Raw genomic sequence first — 18,052 nt, 5'->3', positions numbered from 1 at the left:
ATCTTTCGAACTAGTTGTATGTGTTTGGTCATTATTCTTTTCACATCTCTCAATAAATGGGCATATCAATTTCCGGTTAATTTCCTAACCAACCTTTTCGCCATCAAATTAGCATCCGGGCTGATGTTCAACCACAGAGTCATCGCTATAAATAATCCGGAAATGATCAAAACACGAAAGAACAAATCGGCCCAAACATTGAAAACAAAAGGCAAAAAGTATTGGGCAGCAAATGCGATGGCGGCAACCAAAAAAGCAATTCCCGTTTGAATTGAAAATGGTTGCATGTTCATTTTTAACCAAATAAACAGGTATTTCAACAGATTAAAAACAAACAAAGCCACTAATGAAGCAAAGGCAGCACCGGTTATGCCGAAACGTGGAATAAGCAGGAGATTGGTCAATATGGTAAGCGTAACTAAAAAAAGCATCATTGCTAAATGAACCCTGTAGTATTTGGACAAGGTGATGATTTCGTTGTTAATACTCGTACACATATCAATCAGTTTAGCCAATCCGATAAACAAGACCACATATTTGCCGGAAGAATAAACAGCACCATTCGGCATCAACAAAAACAAATTGTCAATATTTGCCCAGATACATATTATTAACAACAAACCGGCTAAGGTTTGATTGATAGAAATGCGTTTGTACAATGCTGCGATGTCCTGCATTTTGTTTTGAGCAATTTGATTTGCAACCAAAGGGGCAGAAATCTGACTCAGCACCCTCCTCGGAATTTCGATAACCGTTCCGATAAACAAGGCAATACTATATACCCCTCCATCTGATAACCCGGCAAGTTTAATGACCATTAAACTGTCTATTTTCCCAACCAACATGGCTCCAACACTACCCAACAAAACGAAAAAAGCATAATTGCCCATTTCAGGTATCCTTTGTAATACCGTTTTGTCAATCTTAAAAGGGGTTAGCCAATGTCCATTTCTAATTAAATATCCTGCAAGCAACAGCAACGCAATGCCGTAATTTAATGTGTAAAAACTAATCCACCTGTTTTGTGTCAACCATCCGGCAGCATACATACAAACAAGGATTGTAATGCCCAATCGAATCAAACTATCATTGATAAATACCGGAATAGCTATTCTGTGCAAACTTCTGCTGTAGCTTTCAAGCACGGAATAATACATCATAAAAAAACAAAGCAAAGGCAACAAATACAGGTATTCTGAAAAGAGAGGTGATTTTTCGGAGAAAAATTCAAACAACCGGTCAGAACTCAGGAAGAAAATGCCGGTAAATACCAAAAAACCAACCAAGGGTACTATTAACATGAAAGTAAAAAGCCCGTAGTGTTTTGCTGATTCGTTCTTAAACAAAGGGAAATACCGGATACAAAGGGGGGGTATTCCCAGCACAATGAAAGGAACTGCGATAGATGCAGCATCGGTCAGACCACGTAATAAGCCAATTTCTTCAGGTTTTAGAAATTTTGGGTATAACCAAAGCACATTAAACATGCCGATCAGCACACCTAAATAAGAAGCAAAGGTTCCCAATATGCCTTGCCTTTGAATAATTCCCATAAATTGATTTAATCACATTTTTTTCAAGTACAATGGCGGGCTGTTAACTCCTTAAATTTAGAGATAACTTATCCATTTTGCCCTAAAGATTTTAAATTTGTTTGAAAGAATATAATATAGGAGCTATCTTTGCATTCAAAAATAGATAATTTCACTAACAAATCTAAATCAATGAAAAAAAACAAAATTATTAGAACATGTCTAAACGAGATGTCCTCGAATTACCCTTAAACTTGATACCCTTGGAGTATCAAGGTAAAAACAAAATTTTGATATACATTGATGTAACAAATTTTAATGGAATATTAGCAGTATTAGAAAACAATAAGAAAAAATTTAGACGAATTTTAGAGGAAATATTTAACAACAGGTATAACAATGAACTTTATTTAAAAGAAAAAGTTACTAAAAATGCAGGACATATAACTGCAATGAAATTTGCAAATCAGCCCAATAGAATTTACTGTGCAGAGTTTATCATGAAAGACGGATACAAGAATATAGTACTTATTAAAGAGCATAACAAGAAAAGCCAAAAGATTGACAAGAAGATCAAGACACTTATAGAAACTATATCTACTTATGAGTTTGATTTTAAAGGACATTGAATCTAATTCAACCAATGAGAACACAGATGTCGAAAAAGCTTCACTGATTAAGGCTCAGCAAGCCTTGCATGATTATATGCAAGGCTTGTATGCCTTTTCATCTGAGGAGGAGCAGGTTCAGTTTATGGCTGAACGCGTACAATTGCGTTTTATGGGTGTTATTAATACATTGATGGAAAACAGGAACATCACATCAAAGCAGTTGGCCAAAGAATTAAAAACCTCTCAAGGACACTTAACCCAACTATTTAAAGCTGAACGTTTAATAAATATCAGACTGCTTGCCCGACTTGAAAATATATTTAATGTGAAGTTTGAGCTACATTATGTAGAGCAAGAATAAATGAATTAGTTTTTGAAGCAACAATCATTTATTAATTTTTGAAATACAAAAGCCCAATGTAGTTATTTGTTACAACATTGGGCTTTTGTATTTCAAGTTTTGAACAACTCTTACTGGCATTAATTAATTAAGATATAGCTCAATGTTTCCAAATTCATAAGTTGTACATTTGCAAATCAAACAAACTGTTATGAAGAAAACAGGTATTTTAGGAGGCGGGCAACTGGGGAGAATGTTGATACAATCTGGGATTGATTTTGATATTGAGTTGCATGTTTTAGATCCCGACCCCTCTGCGCCTTGCCGAAATCTCGCCTCCCGGTTTGTGGTCGGTTCCTTACAGGACTATGAAACGGTTTACAATTTCGGAAAAGAGCTTGATTTGATTACTATTGAAATTGAAAAAGTCAATGTTGAAGCACTGGAAGCTTTGTCGGCATTGGGGGTTGAAGTATATCCACAGCCCGAAGTAGTCAGAATTATTCAGGACAAACGGACACAAAAAGAATTTTTTGCCAAACATAACCTGCCGACTTCCCCGTTTGTCAGGATTGATTCCAAAGAAGACCTCTACCGGTATGCCGGTTTTTTACCCGCCTTTCTCAAACTGGCGCGGGATGGTTACGATGGTCGGGGAGTGATGCCGGTAAATTTAGAATCAGATTTTTTTCAGGCGTTTGAAGAGCCATGTGTACTTGAAAAAAAGGTATCAGTTTACAAAGAGTTGTCGGTTATTGTGGCACAAAACAGCAAACGCGAATTGTCTGTTTTTCCGGCTGTTGAACTGGTATTTGATCCCCGTTACAATTTGGTAGATTTTTTATTGCAACCGGCGCAGATTGACCCGCAAACTGAGAAGGAAGCTCAGGAGATTGCCTTGCAGGTAATACAAAAACTCGATATGGTTGGTGTGCTTGCTGTCGAGTTGTTTCTGACAGCCGATAAACAAATTTTAATCAATGAAATAGCGCCACGACCACATAACAGTGGACATCAAACAATAGAAGCAAACTATACCTCACAGTATCAGCAACATTGGCGGGCAATTTTAGGGCTGCCATTGGGAGATACAGGTTTGAAAAGTCCGGCAGCCATGCTCAATCTGGTTGGAGCAGAATTTTATAATGGGGATGCAGTTTACAAAGGCTTGGAAGAAGCCTTGCAGATTCCCCGCACCTATATTCATATATACGGAAAGAAAACAACCAAACCCGGTCGGAAAATGGGGCATATTACTCTGTTGGACAGCAATATATTACATCTTTTAGAGCAAACTAAGCTTTTAAAAGACAAAGTCAGGGTAGTTGCCAAAACTCCGGAATTATGAACAATTATTCAAAAATCAGGACAATCATCATAGACGATGAAGAGGGGGGGCGGAACACCCTGAAAAACCTGCTCACTGAGTTTTGTCCTGAAGTAGATGTAGTTGGATTGGCAGACTCCGCAGAATCCGGATTTAAAATTATTCAGCAATTACAACCCGAACTTGTTTTTTTAGATGTGCGTATGCCCCGTTCAGACGAGGGCTTTCAACTGCTCGAAAGTTTAACCGAAATTAATTTTGCATTGATATTTACCACAGCTTATGACGAATATGCTATCCGGGCCATTAAATTTTCGGCACTGGATTACCTTTTAAAACCCATAGATATACTCGAGCTGCAAAAGGCAGTCAACCGGTATATCCAAAGGCGTGGAACTTCCGATCGTCAGGCAGTAAAAATGCTTTCAAATTCCGGTAAAACAAAACCTTTTACTAAGCTGGGCTTGCCCAGTGCCGAAGAGGTTACTTTTGTCAATATTGACGACATTATCCGTTGCGAAGCAGATGGCAATTGCACGGTTTTTTTCCTTAATAATCACCAAAAAATATTGGTAACCAAAACCCTGAAATACTACGAAACCCTCCTGGAAGAACTCGGATTTTACCGGATCCACGACAGCCATTTGGTCAACCTGCGCCATATCCGAAAATACTACAAAGAAGGTGTAGTAGAAATGAGCGACGGATCTAAGGCTTTTGTTTCGGCAAGAAAGAAAAAAGGCTTTTTAGACAAATTGCAGAATTGAACTCCAAAAAAGTACTATTTTTCTCAAAAATTTAGTTGATTCAAAGCAAATAAATTGCAATCGGGAACAACAGACACAAGATTGCAGAGAATTTTAAAAGCTAAATTATATACAGTCAGTTCCCAATCAATTCTAATCCGGCAATCGTTTATGTCAAAACCGGTTATTTTACTTGCTTTTGCAGATTACAAAGACCGTCCCGAGCTTCAGCTCCGAGGATTGCCAAGAGAACAGAAATCAATAGTGAATGCGCTGTTAAAAGCGCAAAATGAAGGCATTTGTGAAGTGATACCCAAACCGGCCGCTACTTTGACCGAAATTATGGAAGTTTTTGCAAAGCATCCTGTTGCAGTATTCCATTATGCCGGACATGCTGACGATTTTGAACTGATGTTGTCAGAAAGCGAAAGTCTCCACAGCCAGGGATTTGCAGAATATCTCGGAAAGCAACCGGCCCTGCAATTGGTTGTATTAAATGCCTGCTCCACCAAAGGGCATGTGGATAGTCTGATTAAAAACGGGGTAAAGGCCGTTATTGCCACTTCAAACCTCATCAAAGACGATATTGCCGTAGAATTTGCAAAAGACTTTTACTTTTATATAGGGTTAGGCAAAAGTATTTTCTTCGCGTTTAACCAGTTTGAAGCCAAGCAAAACATAGGAGGAAAACGACCGGAGGAATTTTATATTCCACCCGCACATCGTGCTTTGATTTGGAACAATAAAGCAGAAGCACCGGACACCTCCGTTTTCCCATGGTTTTATAAGGTTGAAGACGATTTCCATTTAAAATGGAATTTGGCGGATGCAGCAGGAAACCCGTTGTTCGGATTGCCCGATTTAGAGCATATACGCTTTGATTTACCTCCTGACCCATTTTTGTATTTGCGCCCTTATGAGCGCAGTCATGCTGAAATTTTTTACGGGAGAGCTTATCAGATCAGGGAGCTTTACGACAAGGCAGGAGATATGTTATGTCCTCCGGTCATGCTGGTTTATGGTCAGTCGGGTGTCGGGAAAACTTCACTAATTCAGGCCGGCTTATTACCTTATCTTGAAATGTTTTCGACCCCGTTCGTAGTTTCGCGTCATCCTTCAAAAGGTTTGACAGAAACACTAAGGGATGTTTTAGAAATAAACGGAAAAAACCTTACGCTGAAACAAGCATGGCAGAATAAGGAGAAAGAAATAGGCGGAAGACCTGTTGTAATCGTGATTGACGACGTAGAGGAAGCACTGGTTCAGCCTTATATCAAAGCACAATCTAAGTTTGCTAAATTGGTTTTGGGTAAAATTCCGGCCGATACTCAGAAAATGAGAATCGAAGTAAGTTCCAAGTCATTGATTACAAACAATGAAAAAACAGCACCCGAATTAACAGACAATTTTGATGAATTGACAGAAAAGGTAAAGTTACTGCATCCTTCCATTGATCTGCTGCTTTTGGAATCAAACGACTCAACTCAGCTTGAGCAAATTATAATTAGCCATTTAGTAGTTTCAGTACTTCCGGTCCAGGGCGAGAGCCTTTACCAAACCATTTCTACACATTTAAATTCATGGAAAAGTATTTTTGAAACAAGTACGAAGCCGGTGGCGATTGTCATTGGCAAAAAAGAGCTGGTAAAACCCGTTTCAAAGTTCCAGAGTATTCCGGTTTTGCCTTCCGTTCTGGTAGAGGAAAACCAGAAAAAGACAGTAGTAGATTCAACTGCGGGAGATAAAAACGACGAACTTCAGCTTTTTATCAATGAATTAAAATCTATTTTTGGAGATCCTAATGACCGCCCTTCCGGGAAAGTAATTTTAGTCTATCGCAAAGAATATCATTCAGAAATTGACCTGCGCATCAAGCAGGCCACTATCCCCAGAACAAGGTCATTTATAGAGCCTTTGACCAAACAAGGCATTGGACAAGTGGTTAACAGCCTGACATTGAGCAAAAGAGCACAGGCATTTTACAATCTGAATGTAGAAACCGGTTTATCAGATTTAATTGCAAACGACCTTTTATCTGACAGAGAATCGGCAATAGCACCATATTTGCAAATATTGCTCACCAAAATGTGGGTAGATGCCAATCTGCTCAATCCTCATGCTCCACAGTTTACCCGGGCACTCTATTTAAACCTGAAAGACGACGGAATTTTGTTGACCGACTTTTTTGACCAAAAATTGGAAGAGTTGAGCAAGATGATACCCGGAGTTGTTGAATCAGGCTTTGTACTTGAACTTCTTCGAGGATTTATAAACCGGCATGGTACAGTTTCAAAAAGAAAAATGAACGATATATTTGAGCAGTATCAAAACGCCCGCCCTTTGTTGCCTGATTTGATTGAAAGACTAAAACGACTTTATCTAATTGTCGAAACTCCGGCATCTGACGGCAACGCAGCAGCCAATGAGCTTAGCTTTTCGCATGATATTTTAGCGCCTGTTGTTCGGGAAATGCACGACTTATCTGATAGACCGGTTCAAAGGGCAAACAGAATTCTGAAAAACAAATTACTCGATTGGTCGCCTGCTAATAAGAAAAATCTCCTCGATCCTTCTGATTTGGCGGTGGTCGAATCGGCTTTGCAATGGTTGCCAAAATTCAATGCCAACGAGGAGGAATTGATTAACCTAAGTAATAAAAACCGAATCAGGCTGAATAAAACCCGGCTCAATAAAAGTATTTTATGGAGTAGCTTTATCGCTACTTTATTGCTCGCTATAGTGAGTATTTCTTATCTATGGCGGCAGGCTGTTGACAAAACCTTGTTATCGCTTTCTTATGATTTGTCCTACAAATCAGGCACATTGCTCGACTCTTCCCCTACTAAAAGTTTCCGTTTGGCAGAGTTTGCATTCCGAACTCATGACAATAACCGATCTTTTCAGGCCCTTTGGAACGCTTACCATCAAAGCGCTATGTATTCAGAACTAAACGGGCATACAAAAGCAGTGAATAATGCTGTTTTTTCACCTGATGGAAGCAAAATACTCACCGCTTCGGCCGACAACAGTGCCATTGTCTGGTTTTTGTCATCCGGAGATACCAGTGTTTACAGATGCCCGGCCCGTGTTAATTATGCCACCTTTTCCCCTGATGGAGCACAAATATTGGTTGCTTTGAGCAATGACACCGCCATTTTGTACAATACCAATCATTCGATAGCTGCAATTTTTGCCGGACATCTAAACGAAGTTAGCGCTGCTGTTTTTTCTCCCGACCAACAGAAAATCCTGACGGCTTCATGGGATAATACCGCTAAAATATGGGATACTCATGGAAACTTGCTCCAAACCATACCTGCACATGAGGATTATCTGACATGGGCAACTTTCTCTCCATCAGGCGATTATATCCTGACCACTTCGGTTGACAAAACTGCCAAACTATGGAAAGGTAATCAGCTTCTCCACACATTTACCGGCCATACATCGTCAGTGAACTATGCTGCTTTTTCTCCTGACGAACAATTACTCGTTACAACTTCAGACGATCAGACTGCACGTTTATGGAACATTAAGGGTGAGATTCTACAAATCATGAGCGGGCACAACGGTTTTGTTGAAGGGGCTGATTTTTCGGCAAACGGCCAGACCATTGCGACGGTTGCCCGTGATTATACTATCAAACTATGGGATAACACGGGTGTTGAATTGCAAACCATCCAATGTCCGGGCAGTTATTTGTATTCTGTAGCCTTTGCACCTCATTGCCCCAATTGTTTATTTGCCGGAGGCAATATACTGACTGCATCTGAGGACAATACCGCAAGAATCTGGTCTATACACAGCAATACTCTTGGAAACAAAGGGAATGAAATTTTAGGAGCAGCCTATTCTCAGAATGGTAAATTTTTAGTCAGTACCTCAAGGAACAGGAAGGCAGTTTTATGGGACATTGACGGCAAAAAAATTACCGATTTCACAGGACATAAAGGAGTAGTTGTCAGTGCTGCTTTTTCGGCAAACAGCAATCACGTAATTACTGCATCTGCCGATAGCACAGCCAAAATCTGGAACACGGATGGTCGGGAAATCATGACACTGACCGGACATAATGATGGACTGACAGGGGCAGTTTTCAATAATTTAGCCAAACAAGATTGGGCGCTTACTTCTTCAAAAGACAAGACAGCCCGTCTATGGGATTTGAATGGAAAATTGATAAGGACTTTTAGCGGGCACACTCAAATTGTAGAATCAGCTATTTTTTCGCCCGACGATAAATATATTTTAACAACTAGCCGGGACAGTCTTGCTAAAATCTGGCGCACTAATAACGGTAATTTGCTTTATACCCTTATCGGACATGAAGCAGCCGTGGTAGATGCAGCTTTTTCGCCGGATGGTCGCTATATAGTAACAGCCTCCCGTGATAAAACCGCCCGTCTTTGGACTTTTGAAGGGAGGTTGCTCCAAATTTTGAGCAGTCATACAGATGTACTAACCTCAGTAGCATTTTTCCCTGAAGGCAATCGAATCATTACCACCTCGGCTGACAAAACCGCCAAAGTCTGGAATCTGAAAGGAGAAGAACTTTTTACGCTTTCAGGGCATCAGGCTCCGGTCGAAAATGTAACCTTTACGCCGGATAACAGCCGATTACTCACCGCATCAAAAGACGGTATTGCGAAGCTTTGGTTAATACATCCTGATTCAATGATTGCCGATGCCAATCTCAGAAAATTAGCATTTTTGACACCCGAAGACATGCGTAAATTTGATGTGGAAGATACAGACAGAATGGTTGGAATAGACCGCATAAACTGGCTCATTAAAGAAAGAAACGCCGTACAGTTAAACACTTATGCTCAATACTATACGTTATTGGCAAAACAAAAACGCTCACTAAAACACTACAACAGAGCTTCTCAAATTTATCTTCAGTTGTTCAGACAAACCAATGACAGTACTTATCTGCATAAGATTAAGGAAATAGAATCGGCCAAAAAGCATTGCCGGTAAACCAAAACAAGTTAAATCGAACCTATTTTTCTAACTCCAGATACCCGTCATTGTCGGGGTTATTCGATTGAAGTTTTGACTGGTCTGCTTCTTGTTTTCCAATTGCTGCAGTTTGGAACGGGCTTCTTTTTTCAGTTCATCTTCCGGCTTGTAGTTGTCTATTATACTTTTTAAAGTCGCTTTAGCCTGAAACAATTCGCCTTTAGCTGCATAAATATCTGCAAGCAAAATATACCCTTTCACTACCCAATGTGTTTGGGACGCTGTTTCGTTGATCACTTTAAAACAATGTGTATTGGCAGAATCCAGATCATTTTGTTTAAAATAAATATCGGCGATCAGGTATCTTGCCTGTGCCCCTTTCTCGTTGGTAGTACGCGCACTGACCTGTTGAAAATGTTGCCGGGCTTTGGCATAGTTTTTAGAATCATAGTTGAGCAAACCCATAAAGAAATAGGCTTCGATAATATCGTCCGGTGTATTGTCGTCAGCAGCTATCAGTAATCCACCATATTGTTCTAATTCCGCTGTTTTTTTGAGATAAAAACTCGATTTCACCAATCCTCTTAAAGATTCAATGCGAAGTTCTTTTCTTGAGCCTGTTTCGTAAAGTTTCCGGTAGTAGGTAAATGCTTTATTGTAATCTTTGTTTATATACAACGCTACCCGTCCTCCTTTATCCAAAGCCTGATCAGTAAAAGGATTGCGGTTTTGTTCGACAATATAGTCATAATCTTTACCGGCATTGGCATATTCTTGTTTGCTGTAATAGCATTGTGCCCGGTAAAAATGCGCATACAATACATAAGCCCCTTTAGAATAGCCGGCAAGATATTTAGTAAACTCTTTGACGGCATTGGTACAATCACCTTTGGTGTAATAGGTTTCGGCAATTTCATAAGCTATCGAGTCCTGAGTAGCATCACTAACTTCCATGCCCGGGAATTTTTTGGTAAAATTGACATAACCATCTGCATCACCCTGTGCCACAAAGACATCCCTCACACCGGTAATCGCTTCTTTTGCCTCAATATTTTTTGGAAATCGCTTTAAAACCAATTCATAAAATTGCAGGGAACGATCATAATCGCCAATATTGTAATAAACCAATCCAAGATTGACCAATGATTTAGGAACATATTCGCTTTCCGGGAAATCGCCAATCAGTTGTTGATGGGTTTCAACGGCTGCCTGATAGTTGTTCAGTGATACATAGGTGAGTGCAATCTGATAGGTAGCATCATCTGCATAAAAAGATTTGGGGTATAATTTTGTCAACTGTTTAAGGTTGTCAATTTTTTTGTCATACTCTCCAATCAATCCTGCCAACATACCCTTTTGGTAATAAGCATAATCAATCCCATTCATTTTGTACTTTATGATGTTATCATACCGCTCGGAGGCCTGATTATACCTTTTCAGCATAAAATTACAATCACCGCTTCTCAATATAGCGTCCGGGTAAAGTTGCGCACCAAGTGCTTTATTACTCGTAGGAGCATTTGCTCCAACAAATGCATTGACCGATTTGTCAAAGTAATACAAGGCATCCTCATACGCCTTTTGTTTAAAAAAGGAATATCCCATTGTATAATTGGCGGTGGCATCGTTAACCTTTTCCGACATCACAGGATTTGAAGTGGCATTCATATAGGCTTCTATGCTGGTAAATGCCTCGTCATATTTTTTTTGTTTGTAGTAAATATTGCCTTTCCAGAAATAAGCTAAAGCGCTGATGTCAGGGATATATGATTTATCAAGGGCTTTGTCAAATAAATCCAAAGCCTCGTCATATTTTCGGTCATTATACTTTTCTACACCCCGGTAATATAAAATCCTCTGATAAGCACGCCATAAATCCGGAGTTTTATCGGGAATACTTTCCAGAATTTCAAGCGCATCGGCGTAATTTTGGGTGTTTTCAAGGATACTGCTCAACAACCTTTTAGCCTCGTTCAATTGTTTGGAAGCAGGATATTGCTTAATAAACTCACGAAACACATTAATAGCGATATTGTGAAAATTCAGTTCATAAGAGAGTTTTCCATAGTTGAAATAGGACATTTCGCGGATAACAGTATCTGCCTTAAGTCGGGAAGCAGCTTCAAATGCATTACGGGCTTTGGCTTTTTCATCTGTTTTAAGATAGCAATCGGCCAAATGATACATGGCGTTTTGTCCTATAGAATCTGTAAGATTGTTGAGCTGTGTGAAATTTTTAATGGCATCCTCATACCTTTTCAACTGATATTGGGTAAATCCGAGTTGAAATAAATCTTCTTTGCGGACTTTGCTGCTTTTTTCGATATAAAATTCGAGGTAAGGGAGTGCTTCAGCAAATTTTTGTTGATTAAACAAAGTTTGTCCAAGTAACTGATTGAGTTCGTTCTGATATTTAATACCACTTGTTTTAGCTTTTGGGGATGCATAAGCCACCAAATTGTCGTATTGTTTCTGGTGGTAATAAATCAGGGCAATATAATAAGGAAGGGCTTTGTCGTATTTTGAGTTTTGTTCAATTCGCTGAAAAGCTGTTAATGCCGAAGGATAATCATTGTCAAAATAAGAGATAACACCATAATAATAATTAGCATCGTAGTAATATTGATTCTTGGTGTTTATTATCTGTGAAAACAAGCGATGTGCGTCTTTAAACTGTTTGCTGGTAAACAGACTATAGGCAAGTTGAAAGTTCATCTCAGCCTGTTGTTCGGTAGTTAATACATTTGCGCCAACTTTGTTATAGCAGGCAATGGCATCCCGGTAGAGTTCCTGGTCAAAATAAAGCTGTCCCAGTTCAAAATAGGCCAAAGAAGTAAGAGGGCTGCTGTTGTTTTCGTCCACAAACTTAACTAAGAGCAATTCAGCGTTGGCATTATTAAGTTTGCGGGCAGCCAAGGCATGATAAAACTGCGCTTCACTTCGCATCAATACCACTTCATTCTGATTGCTGAACTGAAAAGAACGGATGAAAGCGTCAAACCTTTTTTGAGCAAGCGAATAATTGCCTTCTATGAAATTTGTTTTTGCACCCGCAAATTCAGTATAAGCATTTCGATAGATAGCTGTTTCCTGTGCCTGCATTTTTGTTAATCCAAACAGCATGATGATCAGGATAAATCTGAACAAAAGAAATGGTAAACGCATAATTGACAGGTTTTAAGGAGAAAAAGAATAGCCTGTTCAGGATGAAAGGCTAAAATTGTTTTTTAATGCAACTTTGAAAACGCAAATTACCGATTTTTAATCTGTAAATTAAAAAAGAAGCGCTCCTTTTTTTGGTTTTTCTAAATAAACGATGTTTTCTGAGGTTTCTGAAGACAAAACTTAAATGGGTGATACATCATTCAAGATACCAAAATTCATCAATTGGCCTTACATTTGCGCCGCTTACAAAAAAATGAAACAAAAGCCTTAACAGGCAACCATAATACAATGAGTTTGCAATGCGGAATAGTAGGTTTGCCAAACGTTGGAAAATCTACCCTTTTTAATTGTTTGTCTAATGCACATGCCCTTGCTGCAAATTACCCTTTTGCGACCATAGAACCCAATGTCGGAGTTGTCAACATACCTGACGATCGCCTATTTGAACTCGAAAGATTAGTAAAACCACAAAGAGTTGTTCCAACTACAGTTGAAATAGTTGACATTGCCGGTTTAGTAGCAGGTGCAAGTAAAGGAGAGGGCTTAGGGAATCAGTTTTTGTCAAATATCCGAAGCACTGATGCAATTGTTCATGTAATCAGATGCTTCGAAGATGATAATGTGGTACATGTCAATGGAAGTATTAATCCGGTTCGCGACAAAGAAATCATTGATATAGAATTACAACTAAAAGACATAGAATCGGTTGAGAAAAAGATAGCTAAACTTGAAAAGCTGCTAAAATCCAACGACAAAGAAGCCAAACTTGGAATAGAAGTTTTACAGGTTTACTTAAATCATCTTGGAAAGGGTAATTCTGCAAGAACTGCCCCGGTTGAAGAGGAAGATAAAAGATTTATCAAAGACATAGACCTGTTGACTGCCAAACCTGTACTATATGTTTGCAATGTTGATGAATCGGCTGCTGCAAATGGCAACGCTTATACCCGTGCTTTGCAGGAAGCCGTTGCCAATGAAAATGCCGAAGTTTTAATAATTTGCGCAGCTATGGAAGCCGATATTGCTGAGTTAGAAACCTACGATGAGAGAATGATGTTTTTGAATGACCTCGGATTGTCTGAACCAGGAATCAGTAAACTGATTAAATCGAGTTACAGGTTATTGGATTTAATTACCTATTTTACCGCCGGAGAAAAAGAGGTAAGAGCATGGACAATAACGAAAGGAACTAAAGCACCTCAGGCAGCAGGAGTCATTCATTCAGACTTTGAACGTGGGTTTATTCGGGCAGAGGTGATTGCTTTTAACGACTTTGTTCATTATGGGTCCGAAGCCGCTGCGCGTGCTGCCGGAAAACTCAACGTAGAAGGGAAAGAATATATCGTTCAGGACGGCGACATCATGCATTTTCGATTTAACGTGTAACTAAAAGAAAAAAAATTTCCATTTTTTTGAGTTTTGAATACAACTTTTTATTGCGTGTCATTACATTTGCAAACAAGATAAACAAAACAAACTGAGTCATGGAAGTAAACTTCAATTTTATTACGGTTTTAAACCCCGAAGCAGAACTGATAACTGCACCTTTAGAAGATGCTCCCCTAACTTGGGAAGCACTTAAAACGGGTATCACAGGCATTGTTTTCAACGAATTTGACGATGAAGATGAAAATGATGACGACGATTACGACGATTATGATGACGACGATGACGACGACGATGATGAGGGTGATGATGAAGACGATTTTGTGGATTTAGAAGAAATTGATCTCGACGATGACGAATTTGACGACGAAGATTTCGAAGATTTCGACGACGACGATGACGACGAAGACGACGACGATTTCGATGATTACGAAGACGACGACGAAGACGACGGCAGCGACGATTAATTTTTATCTTTTCTATCCCAATCCCCCTCTTTTATCGGCAGAGTTATTCCTCAAAACGGATAGCTTTTGTTTTTAACACAAAAGCTATCCGTTATTGTTATTTGGATTCTACTTCTTACGGCATAAACAAATCACTTTCATCGCCTCTAAGCTAAAGGTTTTGCCATATTTCAGTTAGACATCTTTCTGTTTAATACAGATTTAATCTGTTACTAATTCTATTCTGTGATTTTGAATCATGAGGAGATTATTCTGGTATGGATTCTCTGTTTAAATACTTAACAGGTTTGTCAACTTAAATAGAAAGACCGGAATAGTTTCTATTATTCTTTATACTAAGCATTGCATCCTTCAAATAATATGTATAAAAAAAACCTGCCGGAGTTTTAACCCGGACAGGTTTTTAAAAGTTCGTTCATTTGATTGGATTAAACAGGCAGCAGTTTATTTTTCAACCACTACATTTTTGGTAACAGTGCCTTGTTGTGTGATTACTTCAACAAAATACAAGCCCGAGGCTTGATTGGAAAGGTCGAGTGTCAGAGTTCCCAAATCTGCTAGGGCAAATTGTACCAATTGACCGGTTGTATTGAAAACTTTTACCTCCGCCATGCCCGGAATATCGGCAATGTTTACCTGAATTATTCCTTTTGTGGGGTTGGGGAAGATGGTAATGTTTTGATCCCATTCATTGTTGTTATCAATGCCAACATAGCAAGACGGTTCTTCATTGCATCCGTAATTGCAACCCGGTAAAACTATTATTATTCGTGTCCTTTCAATTGCATCATTGCCTGCCGCATCACTAACATTATAGGTAATTGTGTAAGTACCCGGACAACCCGGGCAATATTCGGTTATATTTATCAGGACATTATATGAAATATTACCGTCCACATTGTCGAACGCGGTAAAACCAACATTTTGACCCATAAACATGGCATTTGGTTGTGTAAAATCAATCAGTGAACCACATGGAACAGAAACGGTTTCAGGGCCAAGTAAATTGATAATCGGTGCCTGAGTATCAGTTACAACTACAACACGGGTAACAACAGTTACATTTCCGGCAGCATCAGTAATGGTATAGGTTAAGGTATAAGTACCTATTGTTTCCAAATCTATTGAACCTGTAACAACTACATTTTCAGTAATTAACCCATCTACATTGTCATAAGCCAGATAACCGGGATCTACAAATATGCCACCCGCTTCAACTTCTGCGTTGAGGGTGCTACCACTTGGTACTTCATTGCCTGATTCATCATAAAGGATAATAACTGGTGCTGATAAGTCGGCTCCGATTACATTGACATATCGGATAACAGGTTCAGCAACATTTCCAGAAACATCGGAAACAGTGTATTGAACGAGGTAAGTACCTAAAATTGAAGTATTGACCGGATTGTCAGTTTCCACTATCACCGGACAGCCGTAAATATTATCTGACTCATCCCAGGTTGCCACGCCAAGGTCAACGTATTCCGTATTAATAATCACATCTACTGTCTGAAACAGGTCAAACTGAGAGTCAAGTGCGAATTCTCCTTCCGAATTGAAGTAAAATACGGCAGGATTACCTTCCACAAGCGGAGCTGTAATATCTTCAAAAACACTGACCAAAACCGGATTTCCATCAGATTGCAAGAAGTTTTGAGTTTGAATATTTCCGTCCGAATCGGTTGCAAAAAGTTGATGGGAATATGTATTCATTGCCGGTATAGACACATCTATATCGCCTCCCTGAGTAATACTTTCAGTTATATCGCCGTCAGGATAATCTAAAGCATGTGCATCGAAATGGTCTAAACTAACTCCACAGTTTTGTATTGCATTGGGAATATTTAAGTAAAAAATTTCGGGAGAAGTATTCACTTCAATTGCTGGAGTTACTATATCATTCACCTTTGTACCTGAATAAAGAATCAGGTTAAGATTGGGCATGGGTTCAAACATTTCTGAGTTTAAACCTCCCAATAGGTCGTTTTGCCAGACAAGATGTACTTTGTCGTTGACCAATCTGCCGATGGAAGGGAAAACGTCTTCTTCGTTTGGTGAGTTTGTAACATTCAGCGGGCCTTCCCAGTTTATTCCACCGTCTGTAGATTTAATCAGAAAGATATCTCTGAGTTGACGGCGCGGAAACGGGGAGGGGGTTTCGTAAGCGCCATCCACCATAGCCGAATAAGCCAGATACAAATTGCCTGATGCATCTATGCCGGCACTCGGTTGACCAACCATTGTATAACCATAACTCCGGGTAAAGACCTGATCCGGGCCGGTAAGCGGCACTACGGTCGTTCCATCCTGATCGTAATCCATTCGTACAGTTTCTCCGATTACAACAGGTTTTTCTAAGTCTTCATTCCAGTACATGATGCAGGTACTGTTTGATATATAGGAGGTTCCACCCGGATTGGGTTCAGTTTGGTAGGTAAACAAACGGTCAAACCATACATGAACTTTTCCGGAATTGTCAATGAGTGTACTTACACCTCCGCCTGATAAAGCGGATTCCTCAAAAATTGTATCGCCATTTGTGTTAACCGAATAAGTTAAACCCTGAACATAAGATTTTGTCCAGTTATTCCCATTGTCAGTTGATTTTAATACTACCACAGGGCTGGCGAACTGACCAATTACAATTGCAACACTATTCCCTTTGACATCTATAAAATAACTGTCTTCATCAATTCTATCGAAATCTTCCGTAAGAAAGGGTAAATCTAAGGGTCCTTCCCAGTTATCACCACCGTCAAAAGACCTGAAATAATATAATCCTCTAAATATTCCGCTTGCTATTCCTGTCGAACGGGATATGATTGCATGAATATTGTTGCCGTCATTTGCTGCCCTTGTCCATGTGCCATTGAGGTCTCCCAATTCTGTTCCAATGATCCGGTTCGTCCAGTCTGTTGATCCTGAATCTTTGTAACAAAAATTCATTCCTTGTCCTGCTATATGAGAAATTGAAAATACACGTCCGGTTGCAGTTACACCTACATTTGGCCAACCTGTACGAACTGTTCCTTCTAAACGGGCAGTGGGTTGAGGTCCCCAGTTTGCACCGTTATCTTCGGAAACATTATAACCGGTTCCTCGATCAGGGGCAGCAACATCACCGCTGCTGCTACGAGTCCACGTAGCGTGAACAATACCGCTTTCTTCCACAAAAACACGACGACACATTCCGTAATTTGTTTGGAGGTCGTAGGTAGTTGTACCAATTTGTGTGCCTGCTGTGGATTGGCATTGCAGTTTATTTGAAAAACTGTTGAAAATAAAAACGATAAATACAGTAAAATGTAAAGCTCTTTTCATCATACGCAAGTTTTATGGTGATCAATTGTTTCATTGAATTGATATGATTTAAGACTTTAGCAAAACGGTTAATACTATTCAAACGAGGCTTATGGAATATTGGTTGCCTTTAAACAGATGATTATTTAAAAAACATTACTTGTCAATCAGGTTTTCGATGTTGTGAAAAAGAAAAACCTGCCTGAGTTTTACCCC

The 18,052-nt window shown here is 39.4% G+C and carries 10 protein-coding genes; 7 read left to right on the top strand and 3 right to left on the bottom strand.

All coding sequences use genetic code 11. From position 1 onward, the window contains the following. Positions 1 to 65: 65 nt before the first annotated feature. Positions 66 to 1,553 carry an oligosaccharide flippase family protein gene (locus tag IPM47_16660; GenBank protein QQS28471.1) on the bottom strand — a complete coding sequence of 496 codons (1,488 nt, stop codon included), beginning with the start codon at positions 1,551 to 1,553 and terminating at the stop codon, positions 66 to 68. 242 nt (positions 1,554 to 1,795) lie between these two features. On the opposite strand from IPM47_16660, the gene IPM47_16655 reads away from it, so the two are divergent. The 5 genes from IPM47_16655 (at position 1,796) to IPM47_16635 (ending at position 9,536) form a co-directional block, all read left to right on the top strand. Beyond that, positions 1,796 to 2,161 (top strand): hypothetical protein, encoded by a 366-nt coding sequence (locus IPM47_16655; GenBank protein QQS28470.1) that lies wholly within the window; start codon positions 1,796 to 1,798, stop codon positions 2,159 to 2,161. Continuing rightward, positions 2,136 to 2,504, top strand: coding sequence for a helix-turn-helix transcriptional regulator (locus IPM47_16650; GenBank protein ID QQS28469.1), 369 nt, complete (start codon positions 2,136 to 2,138; stop codon positions 2,502 to 2,504). Before IPM47_16655 ends, IPM47_16650 begins: the two co-directional genes overlap by 26 nt. 190 nt (positions 2,505 to 2,694) lie before the next feature. After that, a complete protein-coding gene (locus tag IPM47_16645; GenBank protein QQS28468.1) occupies positions 2,695 to 3,831 on the top strand; it encodes a 5-(carboxyamino)imidazole ribonucleotide synthase in 1,137 nt (378 codons plus the stop codon). Beyond that, complete coding sequence (locus tag IPM47_16640) at positions 3,828 to 4,577, top strand: response regulator transcription factor (protein ID QQS28467.1); 750 nt, start codon at positions 3,828 to 3,830, stop codon at positions 4,575 to 4,577. The genes IPM47_16645 and IPM47_16640 overlap by 4 nt, the downstream gene beginning before the upstream one ends. A 150-nt stretch (positions 4,578 to 4,727) precedes the next feature. Next, on the top strand, positions 4,728 to 9,536 hold the full coding sequence (locus IPM47_16635) for a CHAT domain-containing protein (protein QQS28466.1): 4,809 nt from the start codon (positions 4,728 to 4,730) through the stop codon (positions 9,534 to 9,536). Between the two features lie 30 nt (positions 9,537 to 9,566). Here the strand turns inward: IPM47_16635 and IPM47_16630 are convergent, their stop codons facing one another. Further along, positions 9,567 to 12,683 (bottom strand): tetratricopeptide repeat protein, encoded by a 3,117-nt coding sequence (locus IPM47_16630; GenBank protein QQS28465.1) that lies wholly within the window; start codon positions 12,681 to 12,683, stop codon positions 9,567 to 9,569. A 288-nt stretch (positions 12,684 to 12,971) separates the two neighbouring features. Here IPM47_16630 and ychF point away from each other — a divergent pair, with 288 nt between their 5' ends. Together ychF and IPM47_16620 are read left to right on the top strand one after the other, a co-directional pair. Then, positions 12,972 to 14,069 (top strand): redox-regulated ATPase YchF, encoded by a 1,098-nt coding sequence (gene ychF, locus IPM47_16625; GenBank protein QQS28464.1) that lies wholly within the window; start codon positions 12,972 to 12,974, stop codon positions 14,067 to 14,069. Between the two features lie 98 nt (positions 14,070 to 14,167). Next, positions 14,168 to 14,536, top strand: a complete 369-nt coding sequence (locus tag IPM47_16620; protein QQS28463.1) for a hypothetical protein — start codon at positions 14,168 to 14,170, stop codon at positions 14,534 to 14,536. Positions 14,537 to 14,980: 444 nt separating this feature from the next. On the opposite strand, the gene IPM47_16615 is transcribed toward IPM47_16620, so the two are convergent. Continuing rightward, positions 14,981 to 17,857 carry a DUF5011 domain-containing protein gene (locus IPM47_16615; protein QQS28462.1) on the bottom strand — a complete coding sequence of 959 codons (2,877 nt, stop codon included), beginning with the start codon at positions 17,855 to 17,857 and terminating at the stop codon, positions 14,981 to 14,983. Positions 17,858 to 18,052: the final 195 nt, after the last annotated feature.

It is taken from the genome of Sphingobacteriales bacterium, assembly GCA_016700115.1.
Lineage (GTDB): Bacteria > Bacteroidota > Bacteroidia > Chitinophagales > UBA2359 > UBA2359.
Note: the sequence above shows the minus strand (reverse complement) of the source record. Positions and strands in the feature narration are given on the sequence as shown.